The sequence below is a fragment of the Caballeronia sp. 11_S32 genome, from assembly GCF_056930355.1.
Genome location: NZ_JBXOWH010000001.1, coordinates 1,441,553 through 1,465,158, shown reverse-complemented (window position 1 = coordinate 1,465,158; position 23,606 = coordinate 1,441,553). Strand labels below are relative to the sequence as shown.

The following is a 23,606-nucleotide window of genomic DNA, read 5'->3' as shown; positions in this document are numbered from 1 at the left end:
AATTTGTCCGTTCGACGAATCGCGACGCTCTGGCGGCTTGGCCGGGCGTTCGTGCGTGAAAGCCATCTGACCGGCGACGGCGCCGCAATGACGCGCGTGGCGCGTTTTTTCGCGTTTCATGGCGCGCGCGCCGCGCCGCTCGGCGCGGGCGTGCCCGCGCTCTCGCAACTGTCGCGCGTGCTGGAAAACGCGTCCGGCGCGCTCGCGCGTCATCCCGCGCTGGCGGAAACGGCGGTGCGCGTCGCGCTGTCCGAGCTGGACGGACTTTTCACGCCTTACGATGCGGCCCGCTTTCGGGCGGCTTGCGAAGCCGCGTTTCCCGCCACGCTCGCCTTCGAACTCACGGAACTGAGCGACGTGCCGTTGCGCTCGGGCGTCGCGGAGCAGACGCATGCGGCGCGCATCGGCACGGTGCCTGTGCGCGTCACGCTGCTGCGGGCGGACGCGCGTGCCGAGCTCGACGACGATCTGGATCTCGCGCTCGCGGCGGCGCGCTTCGCGGAGCGTCGCTCGTCGAAGGCGCGCGAACTGCATCCGGTGGAATGGGTGCGCCGGGCGCGCGAAAGCGTGGACGCAATGATCGACTTGCGCCAGCGCGCGGCGGATCAGAGCTATCTGCGCTTTCGCCTGCGCGACGACGACCGGATCGCCGTGCCCGAAGTGCTCTGGGACTATTGCAACGACGCCGTGCTGACGACGCGCGCGATAGAAACCGCCGCGCTGTCGGATGCCGAGGCGCTCGCATCGTGCGGGCTCGATCAGGCCGATGTTCTCGCGACGCTCATCGAAGCGTTCTTCGAAATGGCGCTCGGCGTCGGGCTGTATCACGCGGGACTGGATGCGGCCGGCGCGCGCGTGAGCATCGAGCGCGAGACGCGCGGCCAGATCGTCCTCGAAGCCGACAATCCGATGATGATCTTCGCCGCGCACGAGCGCGATTTCCTCGTCGGCGTGTCCCATGCGCTCATGGAGGGCGATCACAAGGCGGCGGCGCGCGCGCATCTCGAACACGGCCGGCCAGCCGCGAACGCGACGCATCATGAAGTGCGCGTCGAAGCGACGTATCGGCGCGAGGCGGAGCGTTTCGCGTCGCCGCATGCGAGAAGCAACGCCGGTGTCGCGCATCTGTTCGGCGCGATCGGCAAGGCGCCCGCCGAGCATATGTTCAGCGCGGCGCATGGGCGGATCGCATCGCGGGCCATGCTGCTGTCGCGTTCGGCGGAAAGGATCGAGCGCATGGCGCAGGAGATCGCGCCGGATGTCGATGTATGGAAGATCGCGCGCAGAGTCATCGTGCGGCTCGCGGCGGATCAGTTCAGCTTCAGGAGTCTCGCGGCGCGTCTCGTGCGGGAGGCGACGCATTGGCCGCACACGCTGCCGCGCTTGCCGGCACTCATCGCGCAGCGTGCGGCGGCGTCGCGGCGCACGCGCGGCACGATATTCCGCTAGCGGGTGCCGGGGCTCATGCGCTCCGCGATCGCGCGGCACGCTTCCTTCAGCGGCGCGACATAGGTTTCGAGCGGCGTCGCGCTCTTTCTGAACAGCGGAATGCTGACGCTCACGCAGCCGAGCGTCGCGCCGTTCGCGCCGACGATCGCGCTGCCATAGCAGAAAATCTGCGCCTCGTTTTCTTCGCGGTCTTCGGAGTAACCGCGTGCCTGCGTCACGTCGAGTTCGGCATCGAGCGCGCTACGATCCACGATCGTATTCGGCGTGAAGCGCTCGAACGCGATGCCTTGCAAAAGCGCATCGCGTTCGGCGGGCGGAAAGGTCGACAGATACGCCTTGCCGACGGAGCTCGAATAGAGCGTCACGCGCGTGCCGATGCGCGACGCCATGCGTACCGCGTGCGGACTTTCCAGCTTCTCGATATACACCATTTCCGAGCCGCTTCGAACGGCGAGGTGCACGGTTTCCTGCGTCGCATCGCGCAGCGCCTGCAGCGTGTCGGTGGCGGCGATGCGCAAATCCGAGCGCTCCCAGCTCCGGCTCGCGAGCGACATCAGGCGCGGGCCGAGCGCGTAGCAGCCGCCACGCGCGCTCTCGACGACCAGACCTTCCGCGATCAGCGCGCCGACGATGCGATACACCGTCGGGCGCGGATAGCCGCTCGCCGCCGTGAGACGCGCGATGGACGGCGGCTCGGCGGCATCGGCGATGAGTTGCAGCACCGCCATGAACTTCGAGAAGGCGGCGGTGCCGGTGGCTTTGGCGTCTTGGGAAGAGGTGTCTGCAGGCATGATCCGGGAATCATGCCACGAGATAGCCGCCATCGACCGGAACGATCGCGCCCGTCATGAACGACGCCGCGGGCGAGGCGAGAAACGCCGTCACGCGCGCGACGTCTTCCGGCAAGCCCCAGCGCTTCATCGGCGTGCGATCGAGGATCGCTTGCGAGCGGCCGTCGTCGTCCTGCAGCGCCTGCGTCAGCGGTGTCGCGATCCAGCCGGGCGCGACCGCGTTCACGCGAATGCCGTCGGCGGCGTAGGCGATCGCGAGCGACTTCGTCAGTTGCGCGACGCCGCCCTTGCTCGCGCTGTACGCGGGCACGAGGCCGCCGCCGAAGAACGTCAGCATCGACGCCGTGTTGACGATCGACCCTTTGCTCTTCGCGAGCAAGGCGCGCGCGGCGGCGCACATGCGCATCGTGCCGTTCAGGTTCACGGCGATCACGCGCTCGAAGGTTTCGATGTCGTGCTCGTCGCCGCGACGGATCATGCCCGCGCAGTTGACGAGCACATCGAGTGTGTCGAGCCGCCCGAAGAGCGCGGCGGCGCTGGCGGCATCGGCGACATCGAGTGCGGCGATTTCGATGCTGGAGCCCAGGGCGTCGCGCTGGCCATCGGTGGGCGCGAGGCCCGCCGCGATCACGCGCGCGCCGAGCGCCGCGAACTGCTGCGCGATCCCCGCGCCGATGCCCTGCGTGCCGCCGGTCACGACGACGGTCTTGCCCTTGAAGAGATCAGCTTGAAAAGTCATGTCGGTTTGGCTCATACGGCGGGAACGGCTTCGGCGGGTTGCTCGACGTCCTGAATCGGCGAACGCACGACGAACATGTAGACGAGCGCGGCAGCGAACGCGACGCCCGCGCTGATCAGGAACGCGTTCACGAACGAGTGCGTCTTGTCGACGACGAGTCCGGTGATGAACGGCGCGAACGAGCCGCCGAAGTAGCCGCCGAAGTTCTGGATGCTGCCGAGCGACGCGACCATGTGGCGCGGCGCCGCGACGGAAACGAGCGCCCATGCCGCGCCGCTCGCCATGTTGACGAAGAACATCGCCGCCGAGAGATAGACGATCGCGAGCGTCAGGTTCGGGGTGAACGCGGCAGGCACCGTGAAGAGCGCGCCGCCGATGAGGCCCGTGCAGATCGGCCACTTGCGGCTGCGGATCGGTGCGACGCCGCGCGCCATCAGGCCATCGGCGATGAAGCCCGACGACAGCATGCCGAGCGTGCCCGCGAGATAGGGAATCGTCACGACCCAGCCGGTCTTCGCGATGGTCAGATGACGCTCATGCTCGAGATACGCGGGCAGCCACGTGAGATACAGCCACACCATGTAGATCACGCCCATGAAGCCGAAGATCATGCCCCACGTGGTGGCACGGCCGAAGAGACCGCGCCATTCGGCGAAGGTCATGTTGCGTTCCGTGCGCTGCGCCGGTTCGCCTTCGGTGAGATGCGCGAGTTCCTGCGATTCGAGCTTCACGTCCTTGCGATTGCGATAGACGATGTACCAGCCGATCGACACGGCGATGCCGAGCGCGCCCATGATGACGAACATGTTGCGCCAGCCGAAGGCGAGCAGCAGCACGGTGAGGATCGGCGGCGCGAGCGCGGGTCCGATCGTCGATGACGTGACGAAGATGCCCGTCGGCTTGCCACGCTCGCGCTGCGCGAACCATTCGGAGACGACTTTCGCGCCCGCGGGAAACTGCGGCGCCTCGCCGATGCCGAGCGCGATGCGCGCCGCGAGGAACTGATGCAGGTTCGTCACGAGCCCGCCGAACAACTGCGCGACGGACCACACGAACATGCCGAGGCCGAGCATGATGCGCGCGCCGAAGCGGTCGAGCATCACGCCGATGGGCAACTGCGAGAACGCGTAGGCGAACGAGAACGCGGAAAGCAGCAGGCCCATCTGGGAGGCGGACAGGCCGAGTTCCTGCGTGACCGAATGATTCGCGATCGACAGCGTGCTGCGATCGAGATAGTTGACGATCCCAGCGAGCATCAGAAACGTGATCGCAATGACCTGAATGCGCTTCAGGCGCGGTGATTTTTCCAGCATGATGTCTCCTCCGAATGCGCTTTCTGTGAGCGCTTCGGCGTGTTGAAGGATAGGGCGTCTTAACGAATGAACTGGTCGACGAAGTCGGCGCCCAGCCCGACCGATTCGTAATGCTTGCGGCACATGTCGACCTTGGTGAACACGTCCTCGTAGCCGGTGTAGTTGCCGTACGGGTCGCAGTAGAACATCACGCCGTTCACCTGGAAGTACGTGATCATTTCCTCGACGTCTTCCGGCACGTAGAGCGTGTGCGTTTCACCGGGCGGCTCGAAGACGTAGCTGCCTTCGGTCGCTTCCCAGTCGTGCTCCAGATAACGCCAGCGGCCTTTCAGCACCATGCCGTGCACCGCTTGCGGATGACGATGGCGCGACAGCACGCCGGACTTGCGCACGCGCAGGAGGTTCATCCAGTAGCCCGTCGATACGTTCAGGCACAGCGGGCGGAACCAGACATTTTCGGCTTGCGGGACCCATTCGCGCTCATCGGTCGGAATCGCGGCGGGGATAACGATTTCCTTTTGCGCTTCCTTGGGGAAGGGAAGTTGATACGGCGTCATGGCGTCCGCCGCCGGCTTTGGCGCGCTCATCGCGTCTCCTTGTCCATATTGTGGATGATGAAATCAAATTATGGACAGATATTCGCGCCGCTTGCGCGGATTGTCAAGATTCTTCAACGCGTGATGAGTTAGCGCTGCTAAGGCGCGTTGCGCGCTGAGAACGCAGCGGGAGAAACGTGTTTGAGGGGAAGTGAATGGCGTTCGTCGTTCGAACGTCCGCGAAACGGTCATTCGATTTGGATGCGAATCCGACGCCGTTTGGCAGAGCAGGCCGCGCGACAGCCTGAGACCGTGCAGTTCGGTCGTATCGACTAGCGACGGCTAGCCGCGAAACTGAGCCGCTGGTCGCAATGACTCGCGCGCCCGTGCGACCGCTTATTCGCGGCTGGCCGCCCTCTTTAACGGCCGTTATTGCTTAGCGGCCGGCGATTTGACGCTCGGGGTCGCCAGCGTGTTGTTGCTCGTGGGCGCGCTATTCGTCGTGCTGTTCGTGCTGCTCGGCAGGCCCGAATTCGGCGACCTGGCGGTCATGCCGCTTTCCGAATTGGTGGCGCCTGGCGTGCCGTATCCGCCGTCCGTGGCACGGTTCACCTGGTTCGCCGGGCTAGCCGTGCTGCCAGTCGAACCGGCGCCGCTCGTGCCTCCTCCGGCCGCCTGCGCAAAAGCGCCGCCCGACAGCGTGAGTGCGGCGACGGCCGCGATTAACTTGCTGGTTGCCTTGCTCATGATCGGTCCCTCCTTGATCGGACTGGAATGTACACGCAGACGGATACCGCCTGCTTGACCACGACTGACGCAAACACCGTGCCGCGTATTCCTATGCGCACCGAAATGAAAAAAAGGCGGACCCGCAAGCGGGCCCGCCTTTGATCGCACGATGAAGCCGAGGCTTACCGCGCCATCATCAGCATGTGCACGTTATGCATCACCCACACCGTGCCGACGACGATCACCAGCGACATCGCGATGGTGTAAGCGAACGACAGCGCATGCCAGCGCTGTCCCTTCGACGCGTTCACGTGCAGGAAGAACACCACATGCACGATCATCTGAATGGCGGCGAGAACAGCAAGCGCGACGAGCGCGCTTTCGCCCTTGAACCCGCCCGAGGTCGCGGCCCAGAACGACGCCACGGTCAGCACCACAGCCAGCACGAAGCCGATGAGATAACCGCGCACGGTGACGTGCGGGAAATCGCTTGATTCGGTATGCGTATGTGCCATCAGACGACGCTCCCAAGATAGACGAAGGAAAACACGCAAATCCAGACGATGTCGAGGAAGTGCCAGAAAAGGCTCAGGCAGGCGAGGCGGCGCAGTTCGCGCCCGCTCATCTGCGGCTTGCGCATGATCTGGACGGCCAGCACCGCGAGCCACACAAGGCCGATGGTCACGTGCAAACCGTGCGTGCCGACGAGCGTGAAGAACGCCGACCAGAACGCGCTGCGCTGCGGACCCGCGCCTTTCGCGATCAGATGCGCGAACTCATGCAGCTCCAGCCACAGGAAGCCCGCGCCGAGCAGCGCCGTGACGAAGAGCCACGCGAGCACCGCACCCGACCTTCTGCGGTGCGCCGAGATCATCGCGAGACCGAAGGTCAGGCTGCTCGTGAGAAGCAGCGCCGTTTCGTACGCGACGTCCTTCAGGTTGAAAAGCTCCTTGGGCGTGGGGCCGCCTGCCGTTTGCATCGCGAACATCGCGAAGGTCGCGAAGAGCGACGCGAACAGCACGCAGTCGGTCATCAGATAGGCCCAGAAGCCGAACACCGAATGCGACTGGTGTTCATGCTCGTGCGCGTGATGCGCGGGAAGTGTCGATTGCGACATTTACATTGCCTCCAGTTCCAGTTCGCGCGCCGCGCCTGCCTTCGCAGGTGCCTTCGGCGGGCGATTGCGCTCTTCGGTCGACTTCACGGTCGCCGCCGGGATGATGAAGCCGGCGTTCTCACGGAAGCTGTAACCGATCGCCGTCGCGGCGATGCCGACAAAGCTCGCGATAGCCAGCCACCAGATGTGCCAGATCCCGGCGAAACCCAGCGCCAGGGCGAACAGACCGATCACGAGACCCGCGCTCGTGTTCGACGGCATATGGATGTCGCCATACGGACGCGTGTCGATGCGGCCGTGCTCCTTCGCATCGGCGAAATCGTCGAGCTCGCGCACAGCCGGAATGTTCGCGAAGTTGTAGACCGGCGGCGGCGAACTGATCGTCCATTCGAGCGTGCGCGCGTCCCACGGATCGCCATTCACATCGCGATAGGCGGGCTGATTGCGGCGCAGGATGCTCACCACGATCTGCAAGACCTGGAACACGACGCCCAGCGCGATGATGCCCACGCCGACAGCAGCCACGATCAGGTACGGCTGCCATGCCGGGTTGTCGTAGTGGTTCAGGCGGCGCGTCATACCCATGAAGCCGAGGATGTAGATCGGCACGAACGCGACGAAGAAGCCCACGAACCAGCAGACGAACGCATTGCGGCCGAGCTTTTCGTCGAGCTTGAAGCCGAAGACCTTCGGCCACCAGTACTGCACGCCCGCGAAGTAGCCGAACACCACACCGCCGATGATCGCGTTATGGAAGTGCGCGATCAGGAACAGGCTGTTGTGCAGCACGAAGTCCGCGCCCGGAATCGCCAGCATCACGCCGGTCATGCCGCCGAGCGTGAACGTGATGACGAAGCCGATGGTCCACAACACCGGCGTCGTGAATTGCACGCGGCCGCGGTACATCGTGAAGAGCCAGTTGAAGATCTTCACGCCCGTCGGGATGGAGATGACCATCGTCATAATGCCGAAGAAGGCATTGACGTTCGCGCCGGAACCCATCGTGAAGAAGTGGTGCAGCCACACGAGGAACGACAGCACCATGATGCAGCACGTCGCCCAGACCATCGTCTTGTAGCCGAACAGCGGCTTCTTCGAGAACGTAGCGACCACTTCCGAATAGATGCCGAACGCGGGCAGAACCAGGATGTAGACCTCAGGGTGACCCCAGGCCCAGATCAGGTTCAGGTAGACCATCGGGTTGCCGCCGCCGTCGTTCGTGAAGAAGTGCATGCCGAGGTAGCGGTCGAGGCCGAGCAGCGCGAGCGCCACGGTCAGGATCGGAAACGTCGCCATGATCAGCACGTTCGAGCAGAACGCCGTCCACGTGAAGACCGGCATCTTCATCCACGTCATGCCGGGCGCGCGCATCTTCACGATCGTCACGAAGAAGTTCACGCCGGTCAAGAGCGTGCCGACGCCGGACAACTGCAACGCCCAGATGTAGTAATCCACGCCGACGCCGGGACTGAACTGCGTCTCGGAGAGCGGCGGATACGCGAGCCAGCCGGTCGTCGAGAACTCGCCGATGAAAAGCGACACGTTGATCAGAATGGCGGCCACGGCCGTCATCCAGAACGAGAGCGAGTTGATGAACGGGAACGCCACGTCGCGCGCGCCGATCTGCAGGGGCACGACGAGGTTGAAGAACGCGACCAGCAGCGCCATGGCCATGAAGAAGATCATGATGGTGCCGTGCGCCGAGAAGACCTGGTCGAAGTGATGCGGCGGCAGATAGCCGGGCCCGTCGAGAGCGATGGCCTGCTGCAGGCGCATCATGACAGCGTCGGCGAAGCCGCGCACGAGCATCAGCCCGGCGACGACGAGATACATGACACCGATGCGCTTGTGATCGACCGAAGTCAGATACTCGCGCCAGAGCCAGCCCCATTTGCCGAGTTTGGTGATAAGGCCAACCGTACCGATTGCGAGGATCGCCATGAAGACGGTCGCCCCCATGATGATGGGTTCGTGGTACGGGATCGCCTCAAGCGTTAGTTTGCCGAACATGGCTTACCCCTTGGTTACACAATTTGCGCCATTCACATCGAAGCGGCCGTAGTTGTATTTGGCGACGATGTTATTGAAGAGCTTCGGATCGACGGTCGAGAAATAGCGCACTGCGACCTTCTCGCTCGGACGCGCGACGCCGGCGTAGACGTCCATGCTCAATGCCTCGGGCGCGGTCTTGACTTTCTTGAGCCACGCGTCGAAGTCGGCGCTGGACATGGCGAGCGCGCGGAACTTCATATCGGAAAAGCCTGCGCCGCTGTAGTTCGCCGAGATGCCCGCATAGTCGCCGGCGTGATCGGCGAGCAGGTGCAGACGGGTCTGCATGCCGGCCATCGCGTAGATCTGGCCGCCGAGCTGCGGGATGAAGAACGAGTTCATCACCGAATCCGAGGTGATGCGGAAGTTCACCGGCGTGCCGACCGGGAACGCGAGCTGGTTCACCGACGCGACGCCGAGGTCCGGATAGATGAACAGCCACTTCCAGTCGAGCGCGACGACCTCGACGTTGATCGGCTTGACATCCGATTGCAGCGGCTTGTACGGGTCGAGCTCATGCGTGGTCTTCCACGTCAGGATCCCGAGGTACAGGATGATGATGGCCGGAATGGACCAGACCACGACTTCGATGGCCGTGGAGTGCGCCCACTTCGGAGCGTAGGTGGCGTTCTTGTTCGACGCCCGATAGCGCCACGCGATGAACAGGGTGAGCAGAATCACCGGGACCACCACGAGAAGCATGGTGTAGGTCGCGGTCGCGATGAGCGAAGCTTCCGCCGCGCCAACTACGCCTTTCGAGTCCAACACCTCCAGCTTGCACCCCGAAAGACTCAGACTGGCTATCAACCCCGATAACAACGGCACTGCTAAACGTTGGGTATTTTCATTCATTGCATTCGCTGGTTTCTTTGATCGAAGCGTCCCGGAAGAACGCCGTTACGCGGCGTTGCGCCGCGTCAAGATCATGCCACGCGCGATTTTTCGCGATGGCGCGAATGTTTGGAAAATTGTTTCAGATCAAGCTGATGCGACAGGGTGTCGCGTGGGACCCGGCCCTGCCGGGCCAAGCTGGATCGGGAGGGCAGTCTACAACGAAGAGGTGCGGTTGCGGGTGTAATAAAGGATGTTTGCAGCGCGCATCGTTCGGATTACTCCCTCGGGACTAGCGACACATCGACGCCGCATCCCAGCGGCGAATAGGCGTCTCGCGCGAGGCTCCCTAACCTTGTCGACATGGCTACAACGACAAGGAAACGACGATGAGCGTCGCCAAGGCAGCCCTGCCGACCACCGCATCCACCGATACGCGCGCATGGCGCGTGCTCGGCGCAAGCACCTTCGCATTCACGATCTGCTTCGCCATCTGGATGGTCTTCGCCATCCTCGGCATTCCGCTCAAGAAGCAGCTTCATCTCACCGATACCGAGTTCGGCCTCATCGCCGCGATGCCGGTGCTCACGGGTTCGCTCGCGCGCGTGCCGCTCGGCATCTGGACCGACCGCTTCGGCGGCCGCACCGTTTTCTTCTGGACGATGGTCGTGACCATCGTCCCGATCTGGCTCGTCGCCTACGCCACCGAGTTGTGGCAGTTCCTCGTGCTGGGCTTGTTCGTCGGCTTCGCGGGCGCATCGTTTTCGGTCGGCACGCCGTATGTCGCGCGCTGGTTCCCGAAGTCGCGCCAGGGCCTCGCGATGGGCATCTTCGGCGCCGGCAACTCCGGCGCCGCGCTCACCAAGTTCGTCGCGCCGGTGCTCATCATGGCCGCCGGCACGTGGACCATCGTGCCCAAGGTCTATTCGATCGCGATGCTCGTCACGGCGCTCCTGTTCTGGCTCGTGTCCGCGTCGAACCCCGCGCATCGCAGCGCGAGCGCGCAGGGCTTCGTCGCGCAGCTGACCGTGCTGAAAGACCGGCGCGTGCTGCGTTACGCGCAGTTCTATTCGGTCGTGTTCGGCGGCTATGTGGGGCTCGCGTTGTGGATGCCGCAGTACTACGTGAACCAGTACGGTTATGGCATCGAGCGGGCCGCGTTCCTCGCCGCGTGCTTCTCGCTGCCCGGCGGCATGCTGCGCGCGCTGGGCGGCTGGATGTCCGACCGCTTCGGCGCGTATCGCACGACGTGGATCGTCATGTGGGTCGCGCTCGCGTGCTTCTTCGTGCTGAGCTATCCGGTGACGGATTTCGTCGTCCACGCGAAGGACGGCCCGCTCACGTTCCATATCGCGATGGGCCCGGCCGCGTACACCGCGCTGATGTTCGTCGTGGGCGTCGCGATGGCGGTCGGCAAAGCGTCGGTGTTCAAGTTCGTGTCGGACGAATTCTCCGCGAACATCGGCGCGGTGTCGGGCGTCGTCGGTCTCGCGGGCGGCCTCGCCGGTTTCCTGCTGCCGATTCTCTTCGGGATGCTGGTCGACCTCACGGGCGTGCGCACCACCTGCTTCATGCTCATGTTCGGCGCGACCGCCATCAGCCTGATCTGGATGCACTTCACGTTCGAGCGTCCGCGCAATGAAAGCCCGGAACTCGCCGCAAGCGCGCACTGAATTTTCACAAGGCGCGGCGTGCCGCGCCGTCATCATCGAGAAATCGTCATGTCAAGATATCTACTCACCGTCTGGGAGCCGGAGAACGCGGCCTTCTGGCGCGCGACCGGCGAATCGGTCGCCCGCCGCAATCTCTGGATCTCGATTCCCGCGCTCGCGCTCGCCTTCGTCGTGTGGTCGCTGTGGAGCGTCGTCGTCGTCAGTCTAGACAAGGGCGGCTTTCATTTCACGAAAGACCAGTTGTTCTGGCTTACCGCGTTGCCGCCGCTTTCCGGCGCGACCCTGCGTATCTTCTATTCGTTCCTCGTGCCGATCTTCGGCGGACGGCGCTTCACCGCGTTTTCCACGGCGAGCCTGCTGATTCCCGCAATCGGCATGGGCTTCGCGCTGCGCGATCCGTCGACGACGTATCCGACGCTGCTCATCCTCGCGCTGCTGTGCGGCCTCGGCGGCGCGAACTTCAGTTCGTCGATGGCCAACATCAGCTTCTTCTTTCCGAAGGAGAAGAAGGGCTTCGCGACCGGCATGAACGCGGGCATCGGCAATCTCGGCGTCTCGATCGTGCAGTTCGTCACGCCGCTCGTGATCTCGGCGAGCGTGTTCGGCGCGTTCGCGGGCCAGGGTCATGACTATGTCGTGAAGGGCGTCGAGCACAGCGTCTGGCTGCAGAACGCGGGCTTCATCTGGGTGCCGTTCATCGTGGTCGCGTCGCTTGCGGCATGGTTCGGCATGAACGATATCGCGGACGCGAAGGCATCGTTCAGCGAGCAGGCCGTCATCTTCAGACGCAAGCACAACTGGCTGATGTGCCTGCTGTATGTCGGCACGTTCGGCTCGTTCATCGGCTTCTCGGCGGGCCTCGCGCTGTTGACGAAGGCGGAGTTTCCGTCGGTCAATCCGACCGCGTATGCGTTCCTCGGGCCGCTCGCGGGCGCGCTTACGCGTCCGCTCGGCGGCTGGATTTCGGACCGCCTCGGCGGCGCGCGCGTGACGCTGTGGACCTTCATCGCGATGATCGCCGCCGTCTTCGGCGTGATGACGTGCCTGCCGCATGGCGGCTCGGACGGCAGCTTCGTCGGCTTCCTCGCGATGTTCATCGCGCTGTTCGCGCTGACGGGAATCGGCAACGGCTCGACCTTCCGCATGATTCCGGTGATCTTCCTCACGCAGAAGCAGCGCGAAGCCGAAGGCCAGTCCGACGCAGTGAAGAAGCAGGCGATGCACGAAGCGGGCAAGGAATCGGCTGCCGTGCTCGGCTTCGCGGGCGCGATCGGCGCGTACGGCGGCTTCTTCATTCCGCGCAGCTTCGGCACGTCGATGAGCGCGACCGGCTCGCCCGACACCGCACTGTGGTGCTTCATCGGCTTCTATGCGCTGTGCGCGGCCGTGACGTGGTTCTGCTACGCGCGCCGCAATGCCGGGATGCCGTGCTGAACTAGTCCTAAAGGCGTAGGCGTACTAGTCCGCATGACGCGCGGCGCCGCCCCATTCGAGGAATGGGCGCGCACGCGGCGCGTCCTTACACTCGAATCAACGAATACATGGCCGCTCGCGGCCAACATGCCCGGAGATACGGATGAGTCACTTTCTGGACCGGCTGAAGTTCATGTCGCGCATCAAGTCCACGTTTGCGAACGGACACGGCGCGGTGGTGAACGAAGACCGCAAATGGGAAAACGGCTATCGCAGCCGATGGCAGCACGACAAGATCGTGCGTTCCACGCATGGCGTGAACTGCACGGGCTCGTGCTCGTGGAAGGTCTATGTCAAGAACGGTCTGATCACATGGGAAACGCAGCAGACGGACTATCCGCGCACGCGTCCCGATCTGCCGAATCATGAACCGCGCGGCTGTCCGCGGGGCGCGTCGTATAGCTGGTACGTGTACTCCGCGCAGCGCGTGAAGCATCCGATGATCCGCGGCCGTCTTATCGAGATGTGGCGCGAGGCGCGCAAGACGCTCGATCCCGTCGCGGCATGGGCGTCGATCTGCGAAGACAAGGCGAAGGCGCAGCGCTACAAGAGCGTGCGCGGCTTGGGCGGCTTCGTGCGCGCGGACTGGGACACGGCGAGCGAGATCATCGCGGCGGCGAATGCGTACACCATCGGCAAGTACGGCCCTGACCGCGTGATCGGCTTCTCGCCGATTCCCGCGATGTCGATGGTTTCCTACGCCGCCGGCGCGCGCTATCTGAGTTTGATCGGCGGTGCGTGCCTCTCTTTCTATGACTGGTATTGCGACCTGCCGCCCGCATCGCCGCAGATCTGGGGCGAACAGACGGACGTGCCCGAATCGGCCGACTGGTACAACTCCACGTATCTGATGGTGTGGGGCTCGAACGTGCCGCAAACGCGCACGCCTGACGCGCACTTCTACACGGAGGTGCGCTACAAGGGCACGAAGACCGTCGCGGTCTCGTCCGATTACGGCGAGATGGTGAAGTTCGGCGATATCTGGCTCGCGCCGAAGCAGGGCACCGACGCCGCGCTCGCGATGGCGATGGGCCATGTCGTGCTGAAGGAATTCCACGCGAGCGGCAAGTCCGCGTACTTCCGCGACTACGTGAAGCGCTATACCGACATGCCGATGCTCGTCGTGCTGCGCGAACACGAAGGCACGCTGGTTCCCGATCATTTCCTGCGCGCATCGCAGTTGAAGAACGATCTCGACGAAGCGAACAATCCGCAATGGAAGACGCTCGTCATCGATGAGACGAGCGGCGAGATCGTCGCGCCGAACGGCTCGATCGGCTTCCGCTGGGGCGAGTCGAATCACAACGACGGCGCGAAGGTTGGGCGCTGGAATCTCGAGCTGAAGGACGGCGGTTCGGGCCGCGATATCGATCCGCGCCTGTCGCTCATCGGCGCGCACGACGAAGTGGCCGATGTGAGCTTCCCGTACTTCGGCGCGGAACATGACGCGCTGCTCGCGCGACGCGTGCCCGTCAAACGCATCACACTCGCGGACGGCGCCAGCGCGTGCGTCGCCACGGTGTACGACTTGCAGATGGCGAACTACGGCGTCGATCAGGGTCTCGGCGGCCCGAACGTCGCCACATCCTACGATGACGATGTGCCCTACACGCCCGCATGGCAGGAGAAGCACACGACCGTGCCGCGCCATCTCGTCATTCAGGTGGCGCGCGAGTTCGCGGACAACGCGGACCGCACGCAGGGCAAGAGCATGGTGATCGTCGGCGCGGCGCTGAATCACTGGTATCACAACGACATGATCTATCGCGGCATCATCAATCTTTTGATGATGTGCGGCTGCGTCGGCAAGAGCGGCGGCGGCTGGGCGCATTACGTCGGCCAGGAAAAGCTGCGCCCGCAGTTCGGCTGGGCGCCGCTCGCGTTCGCGCTCGACTGGTCGCGTCCGCCGCGTCAGATGAACGGCACGTCGTTCTTCTATAACCACACGAGCCAGTGGCGTCACGAGAAAGTCGCGCTCGACGAGATTCTCGGGCCGACCGCCGACAAGTCGCGTTACGAGAATCTCTCGATGCTCGACATGAACGCGAAGTCCGAACGCATGGGATGGCTGCCTTCGGCGCCGCAGCTCGGCGCGAATCCGCTCGATATCGTCGATGCCGCGAAGCGCGCGGGCCGCGATCCGATTGAATATACGGTCGAGCAACTGAAGTCGGGAGCGCTCGATTTCGCCTGCGACGATCCTGACAATCCCGCGAACTTCCCGCGCAACATGTTCGTGTGGCGCTCGAATATTCTCGGCAGCTCGGGCAAGGGACACGAATACTTCCTGAAGTATCTGCTCGGCACGCAGAACGCGCTGTTCGCCGATGAAGCCGACGCGATCAAGCCCGCCGAAGTCAATGTGCGCGACGCCGCCGAAGGCAAGCTCGATCTGCTGACCGTGCTCGATTTCCGCATGAGCACCACGTGCCTCTACGCGGACATCGTGCTGCCGAGCGCGACCTTCTACGAGAAGAACGACCTCAACACATCGGACATGCATCCGTTCATCCATCCGTTGTCGGAGGCGGTGCAGCCGTTGTGGGAGAGCAAGAGCGACTGGGAAATCTATAAGGCGATCGCGAAGAAGTTCGCGGAGATCGGCGGCAAGCATCTGGGCACGCGCACGGATCTCGTCTGCACGCCGCTCATGCACGACACGCCGGGCGAACTCGGCCAGGCGTTCGAGCCGAAGGACTGGCGTCATGGCGAATGCGATCTGATTCCCGGCAAGACCGCGCCTTCGATGACGCTCGTCGAGCGCGATTACAGCGCGATCTACGACAAGTTCACATCGGTTGGGCCGTTGCTGGAAAAGCTCGGCAATGGCGGCAAGGGCATCAACTGGAACACGGCGCATGAAGTCAGCGAACTCGCGTCGCTGTCGGGCGAGAACAAGGGACGTCCGCGCCTCGAAACCGCAGTCGATGCCGCCGAGATGATCCTGACGTTCGCGCCGGAAACGAACGGCCACGTCGCGGTGAAGGCGTGGGAAGCGCTCTCGAAGATCACGGGCCGCGACCACACGCATCTCGCGGTCGGCCGCGAGCACGACAAGATCCGTTTCCGCGATGTTCAGGCGCAGCCGCGCAAGATCATCTCCGCGCCGACGTGGTCCGGGCTCGAATCGGAGGAAGTCAGCTACAACGCGGGCTACACGAACGTGCACGAGCTGATTCCATGGCGCACGCTCACGGGGCGGCAACAGTTCTATCAGGATCATCGCTGGATGCTGGACTTCGGCGAAGGCTCGTGCGTCTACAAGCCCGCGATCGACACGAAGACCATCTCGCCGATGCTCGGCGCGAAGCCCAACGGCGAGCATGAACTCGTGCTCAACTGGATCACGCCGCACCAGAAGTGGGGCATTCACTCCACCTACACCGACAACCTGCGCATGCTCACGCTGTCGCGCGGCGGTCCGCACGTGTGGGTCTCGGAAGCGGAAGCGAAGGAAGCCGGCCTTGCGGACAACGACTGGGTCGAAGTGTTCAACGTGAACGGCACGCTGACGGCGCGCGTCGTCGTGAGTCAGCGCGTGCCGCGCGGCATGTGCCTCATGTATCACGCGCAGGAAAAGATCATCAACGTGCCGGGCGCGGAGACGAGCGGCATGCGCGGCGGCATTCATAACTCGGTGACGCGCACCGTGCTTAAACCGACGCACATGATCGGCGGATACGCGCAACAGGCCTACGGTTTCAACTACTACGGCACCGTGGGCAGCAACCGCGACGAGTACGTGATCGTGCGGAAGATGAAAAAAGTGGAATGGCTCGAAGGCCCGCTCAAGGAAGGAGCAGCATCATGAAGATCCGCGCCCAGGTGGCGATGGTTTTGAATCTCGACAAGTGCATCGGCTGCCATACGTGTTCGGTGACGTGCAAGAACGTGTGGACCTCGCGCGATGGCGTTGAGTACGCATGGTTCAACAACGTCGAGACGAAGCCGGGCATCGGCTATCCGAAGCAGTGGGAGAACCAGGAGAAGTGGAACGGCGGCTGGGTTCGCAAGAGCGACGGCAGCCTCGAGCCGCGTCAGGGCGGGAAGCTGAAAGTGCTGGCGAACCTCTTCGCGAACCCGAATCTTCCCGCGATCGACGACTACTACGAGCCGTTCACCTACGACTACGAGCGCCTGCAGAACGCGCCGCTCTCGGAGACGCCGCCCACCGCGCGCCCCGTGTCGGCGATCACCGGCAAGAAGATGGACAAGATCCATTGGGGGCCGAACTGGGAAGACGATCTCGGCGGCGAGTTCGAATCGCGCGGCCGCGACGCGCTCTTCGAGAACGTGCAGAAGGAGATGTACTCGACCTTCGAGAACACCTTCATGATGTATCTGCCGCGCCTGTGCGAGCACTGCCTGAACCCCGCTTGCGTGGCGTCGTGCCCGTCGGGCTCGGTGTACAAGCGCGAGGACGATGGCATCGTGCTCGTCGACCAGGACAAGTGCCGTGGATGGCGCATGTGCGTGTCCGGCTGCCCATACAAGAAGATGTACTTCAACTGGAAGTCGGGCAAGGCGGAGAAGTGCGTGTTCTGCTATCCGCGCATCGAAGCGGGCGAGCCGACCGTATGCTCGGAAACGTGCGTGGGGCGCATCCGCTATCTCGGCGTGATGCTCTATGACGCGGACCGCATTGCCGAGGCGGCATCCGTCGAAGCGACGACGGACCTGTATCAGTCGCAGCTCGATCTGTTTCTCGATCCACACGATCCGCACGTTCAGGCCGAAGCGCTGCGTCAGGGCATCGCGCAAAGCTGGCTCGACGCCGCGAAGCGCTCGCCGGTGTATCGCATGGCGTGCGAGTGGAAGGTGGCGTTCCCGCTGCATCCCGAGTACCGCACGCTGCCGATGGTGTGGTACGTGCCGCCGCTTTCCCCGATTCAATCAGCCGCGGACGCGGGCCACATGGGTCTGAACGGCGTGATTCCCGACGTGAAGAGCCTGCGCATTCCAATGCGTTATCTCGCGAACCTGCTCACCGCCGGCGATGAGGCGCCCATCGTCGCCGCGCTCGATCGCATGCTCGCGATGCGCGCCTATAAGCGCGCGCAAAACGTGAACGGCGTGAAGGACGAAGCCGTGCTGAACGACGTCGGACTCACGGCTGCCCAAGTGGAAGAGATGTATCAACTGATGGCGATCGCGAACTACGAGGACCGTTTCGTCGTGCCGTCGTCGCACAAGGAAATGGCGCAGGACAGCTTCGACGAAAAGGGCAGTTGCGGCTTTTCGTTCGGCAATTGCGGCTCGCCGGGCGCGTCGGACGGATCGCTGTTCGGTTCGAGAACGCACGGCGAAGTGAGCTACGCGGCGCTGCCGAAGTCGCGCAAGAAGGCTTTGTCGGAAGGCTGAAGGAGGATCAAACGATGTCGCTCTATTCCATTCTTTCCGCCCTGCTCGATTATCCCGAGCCCGCGCTGCTCGACGCGCTGCCTGAAATCGAATCCGCGCTGCACGACTGGCCGCAGGCCGGGGCGTGTCTCGCGCCGCTCATCGCGTCGCTGAAGCGTCCGTTGATCGAGTCGCAGCAGACGTATGTCGCGACGTTCGACCGCAATCCGTCGCACTCGCTGCATCTCTTCGAGCATATCCACGGCGAGAGCCGCGATCGCGGTCAGGCAATGGTCGATCTGCTCGACGAGTATCGCGGTCTCGGCCTCGATATCGAAGCGAACGAGTTGCCCGACTACGTGCCGCTCTTTCTCGAAGTGCTGGGCGCGGTGGAGCCGACGCGCGCGCAGGCATTGCTCGATGACGCGATTCATGTGCTCAACGCGATCGGCGAGCGCCTCGCGCGCGATCAGAGCCCGTATGCCGCGGTGTTCGCGGTCTTGCGTGAATCGAGCGCGGTCGAGCCGCGTCCGCTCGCAGAGCCGCCCGTGCGCGACATGGACGAGATGCTCGAAACCTTCGGGCCCGGTCCGGACGGCGTCGAGCCGCTGCTCGCGCCCGTGCGCGGGCAGACGCAGACCATCCGCTTTCATCCGCGCGGCGCCGTGACCGGCGCGGGCGCATCCATCGCAAAGGACGCACGATGAACATGTTCAACGCCTTCGTGTTCGGCATTTATCCGTACATCGCCGCCAGCATCTTTCTGTTCGGCAGCCTCGTGCGCTTCGAGCGCGAGCAGTACACGTGGAAAGCGGACAGCACGCAGCTCGTCGAGCGCGGCAATCTCAGGGTTGGCAATATCCTGTTTCACATCGGAATCCTGGGGCTGTTCTTCGGTCATCTCGTCGGCCTGCTCACGCCGGTCGCCGTATGGGACGCGCTCGGCATCGAGCACAGCGTCAAGCAGGCCTTCGCGATGGTCGCGGGCGGCGTGATGGGCACGATGTGTCTCGCGGGCCTGCTGATCCTGCTGCATCGCCGCCTGACGAGCGCACGGCTTTCCGCCGTGACGAAGATCGGCGACCGCGTGCTGCTGCTGTGGATTCTCGTCACGCTGCTGCTCGGCCTTTCGACGATCGGCGTGTCGGCCGGTCACATGGATGGCTCGATGATGGTGCGTCTCATGACCTGGGCGCAGCACATCGTGACGTTCCAAGCCGATGCGGCGAGTTATGTCGCTTCTGCGCCGCTGCTCTTCCGTGTACATTTGTTCATGGGCATGAGCCTTTTCGTGATCTTCCCGTTCACGCGTCTCGTGCACGTCTGGAGCGGCTTCGCTTCGCTCGGCTATCTCACGCGGGCGTGGCAGCTGGTCCGCAGCCGCTGAGCCCTGAACTGGAGAACGTCCTTGCCATCGTTTCGCGAACGTCTGACCACGCGCATCGTCACGCTGTCGATGGTGGCGCTGATTCTCGTGCTCGCGATGATCGGCGGGACGCTCTGGCTCTCGTGGCAACTGCAGGGCGCGGGCGCCGCCATCAACGATGCGGGCAGCCTGCGCATGCGCTCGAACGCGGTGGCGATTGCACTGCTCGAGCGCGAGGCGATGCCGTCCTCGACGTTGCAATCGCACATCGATCAGATGAACGCGACGCTCGATCGCCTGCGACACGGCGACGCAGCGCGCCCGCTCTTTCTCCCGCATGACGCGAACGTACATCGCCAGTTCGAAAAGGTGGCGAGCGCGTGGCATGCGCGGCTCGAACCGGACGTGCGTCAGGGCATGGCCGGCAATCCTGAAGCGGTGCCGCGTTATCTGCGCGAACTGCCGGGCTTCGTCGCGGGCGCGGATGAGCTGGTCGGTCTCATCGAACAGGAAAACGCGCGCAAGACGGCGTGGTTGCGCATGTCGCAGATGGCGCTCGCCGCGATGGCATGCCTCGGCACGGTGGCGATCGTCTATCTGCTCTATCTGTGGATCGTCGTGCCGGTTCAACGGCTTCAGGAAGGGCTTGCGCGCATCGAGGGCCGCGAGTTCGACGCGCGTCTGCCCGTCGAGACGCAAGACGAATTCGGACGTCTCGCCGCGGGCTTCAATCGCATGGCCGCCGAACTGCAGACGCTCTATCACGACCTTGCGGGACGCGTCGAAGCGAAGACGGCGGAGCTCGCCGCGCAGAATCGCGAGCTCACGACGCTTTATGAAATGGCGGCGTTCCTCAACCAGCCGAATGACGTCGATGCGTTGTGCCGCGGCTTTCTCGCGCGCCTCACGCGTCAATTCGACGCGGACGGTGCGGCGGTTCGTCTCGTCTCGGCGCAGGGCGATCAGGTGCGTCTGATTGGATCGGAAGGACTCCCCGACGATCTGCTTCAGGACGAACGCTGTTTCTCCGCGAATGCCTGCGTATGTGATGAGCGGTCCTGCGAGCGCGCGGGTTTCGCGAGCGTGGCCGCGTTCGACATCGTGTCGCAAGGGGAGAAGCTCGGCGTCTTCTCGTTGCATTTCAGCGGCGAGCGAGCCATTCCGGCTTCGGAGGCGCAGTTGCTCGAAACGCTCGGCGCGCATTTCGGCACCGCCCTCAAGAGCCGGCGGCTCGCAGCGCTGGCGCGGCAGCTCGCGGTATCGGAAGAGCGCAATCTCGTCGCGCAAGGGCTGCACGACAGCATCGCGCAGAGCCTCAATTTTCTGAAGATGCAGGTGCATCTGCTCGATGCGGCGACGCGCGAGGCGCGCATCGACGAGATTCGCGACATCGTGCCGCTGCTCGCGGGCGGCGTGGACGAAAGTTACGACGACGTACGCGAGCTGCTGATCAACTTCCGCACCAGGCTCGGCAGCGGCGAGTTGCGGCGCGCGGTGGACGAATCCATCGATCGCTTCGGCATGCAGACGGGCATCACACCCGCGCTCGACTATCGCGACGAAGGCGGCCTGCCCATGCCGCCGGATCAGCAATTGCAGGTGCTGTTCATTCTTCAGGAGGCACTCTCGAATATTCGCAAGCACGCGGAGGCACAGCGCGTAAACGTGACGATCGTCAATGGTCGTGATTTCACCCTCCTTGTCGATGATGACGGCCAAGGCTACGATCCCGATGAGATGGCCGCCCTGGGCGAGACGCACGTCGGCTTTCACATAATGCGCGAGCGCGCGCGAAGGCTCGGCGCCACGCTTCGACTGACCGGAGCACCGGGACGCGGCGCACGCGTCGAACTCATTCTTCCGGGCGAGGCGCGTCAGGCCGCCTGAGCTTCGTCGAAGGCGTCTGTTTTGCGTGCTGCTCCGAGTTGTGCCATGACCATCCGCATCCTGTTGATCGACGATCACGCGCTGTTCCGCTCAGGCGTCCACGCGCTTTTGCAACGGCAGTCCGATTTCGAAGTCGTCGGCGAAGCGGCGGACGGGCTCGAGGGCCTCAAGCGCGCGAAGCAGTTCCATCCGGATGTCATTCTGCTCGATCTCAACATGCCCGGGCTTTCCGGGCTCGAAACGCTGAAGCTGCTCGTGCAGGATTTGCCGCATAGCGCGGTCGTCATGCTGACCGTGTCGGAGGCTGTCGAGGAACTCACGCTCGCATTGCGCGCAGGCGCGTGCGGCTATCTGTTGAAGAGCATCGAGCCGGACACCCTCGCGGACGCGATCCGCAAGGCGGCGGCGGGCCAGCCCGTCATCGCGGATGACATGACGGCGAAGCTCGTCGCCAGCATGCGCGCGCCGAAACCCGCGCCAGCGCCGGCGCAAGCGGTTGCGGCGGATTCGCTCACGACGCGCGAGCGCGACATCATGCGAGAACTGGCGCGCGGCGCGAGCAACAAGGAAATCGCACGCACGCTGATGCTCGCGGAGAGCACGGTGAAGATTCACGTGCGCAACATTCTTCGCAAACTCAATCTCACGAGCCGCGTGCAGGTGGCGATCTACGCGGTCGGGCATGGCGCGCCGGATGCGCCGCGGACCACGGAAGCCGCGTGAGCGCCCGGCGCCACGCAGCGCACCGCGCAACACATCGAGCCGTACAACATGAAATCATTTCAAAGCGAATCACACATGACCACTCACGCACATTCATTCGCGCCGCTCACGATCCGCGGCCGCAGCCTGCTGCCGATCGTGCAGGGCGGCATGGGCGTTGGCGTGTCCGCGCACCGTCTGGCGGGCAGCGTGGCGCGCGAAGGCGCGCTCGGCACCATCGCGAGCATCGACCTGCGCCATCACCACGACGATCTGCTCGCCATGTGCCGCGAAGACGCTTCGCGCGAGATGCTCGAGCGCGCCAATCTCACCGCGCTCGCGCGTGAAATCAACGCGGCGCGTGCGTTGTCGGAAGGGCGCGGCATGATCGCCGTCAACGTGATGAAGGCCGTGCGCTCGCATGCCGACTATGTACGCGTCGCGTGCGAGGAAGGCGCCGATGCCATCGTGATGGGCGCGGGCCTGCCGCTCGACCTTCCCGATCTCACGCAAGGCTGCGAAATCGCGCTGATCCCGATTCTGTCCGACAGCCGCGGCGTCACGCTCGTGCTCAAGAAGTGGATGAAGAAGGGCCGCTTGCCCGACGCCATCGTGATCGAGCATCCGGCGCACGCGGGCGGCCATCTCGGCGTGACCGACGTCGCCGACATGGACGACGAGCGCTTCGGTTTCGAGCGCGTGCTCTCGGAGCTCGATGCATCGTTCGCGTCGCTCGGGCTGAAGCGCTCGGATGTGCCGGTGATCGTCGCGGGCGGCATCAACAGTCATGAGGCGGTGAGCAAGTGGCTCGCGGCCGGCGCGAACGGCGTGCAGATCGGCACGCCTTTCGCGGTCACCGAAGAGGGCGACGCGCACCCGGCGTTCAAGCGCGTGCTGGCCGAAGCGGAGCCGGAGGACATCGTCGAATTCGTCAGCGTGACCGGCTTGCCCGCGCGCGCAGTGAAGACGCCGTGGCTCATGCGCTATCTGCGCAACGAGGAACGCATCCGCACGAAGATCGGCGCGCGCAAGCAGACGTGCCCGTCGTCGCTCGAATGTCTCACGGCGTGCGGCCTGCGCGACGGCATCGAAAAGTTCGGGCACTTCTGCATCGATACGCGTCTCGCGGCGGCATTGCGCGGCGATGTCGGCAATGGCCTGTTTTTCCGCGGGCGTGAAAGGCTGCCGTTCGGTGCGGCGATCCGCAGCGTGCGCGATCTGATCGAGCTGCTGCTGACAGGTGCGACGAAGGCGGCGCCCGCCGCGTGTTGAAAAGCCGAAACAGGCAGTTTCGCTGCGAGCCGCGACCGATCGTCGCGTTCCTATTGGCTTAGCCAAGGCGCGGCTCTAGTCTTGATATCGACGGCTCGCACGCTGCAACAGAAGGAGTATCGACACGATGTCCAAGCGCTTTCCCCTGAACCCGAAGCATCCCGAACGCAATTGCTGGGGCTGCGACCACTATTGCGCAACGGACGCCATGCGCTGCGGCAACGGCTCGAGCCGCACGCAGCATCCCGCTGAGCTTCTCGGCGAAGACTGGTACGAGCAGGGCGACTGGGGCATCGAGGTCGAAGCGAACGCGAAGTCGATTCAACCGGGGCGCTAAAG

General features: G+C 64.1%; 21 protein-coding genes. 12 read left to right on the top strand and 9 right to left on the bottom strand.

The window, feature by feature from the left end:
* The first annotated feature begins 3 nt into the window (after positions 1–3).
* On the top strand, positions 4–1,449 hold the full coding sequence (locus AC1Z32_RS06695; RefSeq protein ID WP_483477902.1) for an AarF/UbiB family protein: 1,446 nt from the start codon (positions 4–6) through the stop codon (positions 1,447–1,449).
* Here AC1Z32_RS06695 and AC1Z32_RS06690 read toward each other — a convergent pair.
* The 9 genes from AC1Z32_RS06690 to cyoA all read right to left on the bottom strand — a co-directional run bounded on the left by AC1Z32_RS06690 (position 1,446) and on the right by cyoA (position 9,491).
* Positions 1,446–2,240: an IclR family transcriptional regulator gene (locus AC1Z32_RS06690; RefSeq protein WP_483477901.1), complete on the bottom strand. Its 795-nt coding sequence runs from the start codon at positions 2,238–2,240 to the stop codon at positions 1,446–1,448. The genes AC1Z32_RS06695 and AC1Z32_RS06690 overlap by 4 nt on opposite strands.
* A gap of 10 nt (positions 2,241–2,250) precedes the next feature.
* Positions 2,251–2,979: an SDR family NAD(P)-dependent oxidoreductase gene (locus AC1Z32_RS06685; RefSeq protein ID WP_483477900.1), complete on the bottom strand. Its 729-nt coding sequence runs from the start codon at positions 2,977–2,979 to the stop codon at positions 2,251–2,253.
* A gap of 11 nt (positions 2,980–2,990) precedes the next feature.
* Positions 2,991–4,292 carry an MFS transporter gene (locus tag AC1Z32_RS06680; RefSeq protein WP_483477899.1) on the bottom strand — a complete coding sequence of 434 codons (1,302 nt, stop codon included), beginning with the start codon at positions 4,290–4,292 and terminating at the stop codon, positions 2,991–2,993.
* A gap of 59 nt (positions 4,293–4,351) precedes the next feature.
* The gene (locus AC1Z32_RS06675) at positions 4,352–4,879 is read right to left on the bottom strand and encodes a 2,4'-dihydroxyacetophenone dioxygenase family protein (RefSeq protein WP_483477898.1); all 528 of its coding nucleotides are present in this window, start codon (positions 4,877–4,879) and stop codon (positions 4,352–4,354) included.
* Positions 4,880–5,257: 378 nt separating this feature from the next.
* A complete protein-coding gene (locus AC1Z32_RS06670; protein WP_483477897.1) occupies positions 5,258–5,575 on the bottom strand; it encodes a hypothetical protein in 318 nt (105 codons plus the stop codon).
* Positions 5,576–5,739: 164 nt separating this feature from the next.
* The gene (cyoD, locus tag AC1Z32_RS06665) at positions 5,740–6,072 is read right to left on the bottom strand and encodes a cytochrome o ubiquinol oxidase subunit IV (protein WP_483477896.1); all 333 of its coding nucleotides are present in this window, start codon (positions 6,070–6,072) and stop codon (positions 5,740–5,742) included.
* The gene (gene cyoC, locus AC1Z32_RS06660; protein WP_483477895.1) at positions 6,072–6,674 is read right to left on the bottom strand and encodes a cytochrome o ubiquinol oxidase subunit III; all 603 of its coding nucleotides are present in this window, start codon (positions 6,672–6,674) and stop codon (positions 6,072–6,074) included. The genes cyoD and cyoC overlap by 1 nt, the downstream gene beginning before the upstream one ends.
* Positions 6,675–8,684, bottom strand: a complete 2,010-nt coding sequence (gene cyoB / locus AC1Z32_RS06655) for a cytochrome o ubiquinol oxidase subunit I (RefSeq protein ID WP_483477894.1) — start codon at positions 8,682–8,684, stop codon at positions 6,675–6,677.
* A 3-nt stretch (positions 8,685–8,687) separates the two neighbouring features.
* Positions 8,688–9,491 carry a ubiquinol oxidase subunit II gene (cyoA, locus tag AC1Z32_RS06650; RefSeq protein ID WP_483477893.1) on the bottom strand — a complete coding sequence of 268 codons (804 nt, stop codon included), beginning with the start codon at positions 9,489–9,491 and terminating at the stop codon, positions 8,688–8,690.
* On the opposite strand from cyoA, the gene AC1Z32_RS06645 reads away from it, so the two are divergent.
* From AC1Z32_RS06645 to AC1Z32_RS06595, 11 genes are all read left to right on the top strand, one after another.
* On the top strand, positions 9,445–9,801 hold the full coding sequence (locus AC1Z32_RS06645) for a hypothetical protein (RefSeq protein WP_483478236.1): 357 nt from the start codon (positions 9,445–9,447) through the stop codon (positions 9,799–9,801). The two genes, cyoA and AC1Z32_RS06645, sit on opposite strands and share 47 nt — an antisense overlap.
* Before the next feature lie 142 nt (positions 9,802–9,943).
* Positions 9,944–11,227: an MFS transporter gene (locus AC1Z32_RS06640; RefSeq protein WP_483477892.1), complete on the top strand. Its 1,284-nt coding sequence runs from the start codon at positions 9,944–9,946 to the stop codon at positions 11,225–11,227.
* A gap of 48 nt (positions 11,228–11,275) precedes the next feature.
* Positions 11,276–12,661: a NarK family nitrate/nitrite MFS transporter gene (locus tag AC1Z32_RS06635; protein WP_483477891.1), complete on the top strand. Its 1,386-nt coding sequence runs from the start codon at positions 11,276–11,278 to the stop codon at positions 12,659–12,661.
* 142 nt (positions 12,662–12,803) lie between these two features.
* Positions 12,804–16,511, top strand: coding sequence for a nitrate reductase subunit alpha (locus tag AC1Z32_RS06630; RefSeq protein WP_483477890.1), 3,708 nt, complete (start codon positions 12,804–12,806; stop codon positions 16,509–16,511).
* On the top strand, positions 16,508–18,061 hold the full coding sequence (gene narH / locus AC1Z32_RS06625; RefSeq protein WP_483477889.1) for a nitrate reductase subunit beta: 1,554 nt from the start codon (positions 16,508–16,510) through the stop codon (positions 18,059–18,061). Before AC1Z32_RS06630 ends, narH begins: the two co-directional genes overlap by 4 nt.
* A gap of 14 nt (positions 18,062–18,075) precedes the next feature.
* Positions 18,076–18,747, top strand: coding sequence for a nitrate reductase molybdenum cofactor assembly chaperone (narJ, locus tag AC1Z32_RS06620; protein WP_483477888.1), 672 nt, complete (start codon positions 18,076–18,078; stop codon positions 18,745–18,747).
* Positions 18,744–19,427 (top strand): respiratory nitrate reductase subunit gamma, encoded by a 684-nt coding sequence (narI, locus tag AC1Z32_RS06615; protein WP_483477887.1) that lies wholly within the window; start codon positions 18,744–18,746, stop codon positions 19,425–19,427. Before narJ ends, narI begins: the two co-directional genes overlap by 4 nt.
* Positions 19,428–19,496: 69 nt before the next feature.
* Positions 19,497–21,293 (top strand): type IV pili methyl-accepting chemotaxis transducer N-terminal domain-containing protein, encoded by a 1,797-nt coding sequence (locus tag AC1Z32_RS06610; RefSeq protein WP_483478218.1) that lies wholly within the window; start codon positions 19,497–19,499, stop codon positions 21,291–21,293.
* 45 nt (positions 21,294–21,338) lie between these two features.
* Positions 21,339–22,016 (top strand): response regulator, encoded by a 678-nt coding sequence (locus AC1Z32_RS06605; RefSeq protein ID WP_483477886.1) that lies wholly within the window; start codon positions 21,339–21,341, stop codon positions 22,014–22,016.
* A 75-nt stretch (positions 22,017–22,091) separates the two neighbouring features.
* The gene (locus AC1Z32_RS06600) at positions 22,092–23,267 is read left to right on the top strand and encodes an NAD(P)H-dependent flavin oxidoreductase (protein WP_483477885.1); all 1,176 of its coding nucleotides are present in this window, start codon (positions 22,092–22,094) and stop codon (positions 23,265–23,267) included.
* Positions 23,268–23,394: 127 nt separating this feature from the next.
* On the top strand, positions 23,395–23,604 hold the full coding sequence (locus AC1Z32_RS06595) for a DUF3079 domain-containing protein (protein WP_483477884.1): 210 nt from the start codon (positions 23,395–23,397) through the stop codon (positions 23,602–23,604).
* The last annotated feature ends 2 nt before the right edge of the window (positions 23,605–23,606 follow it).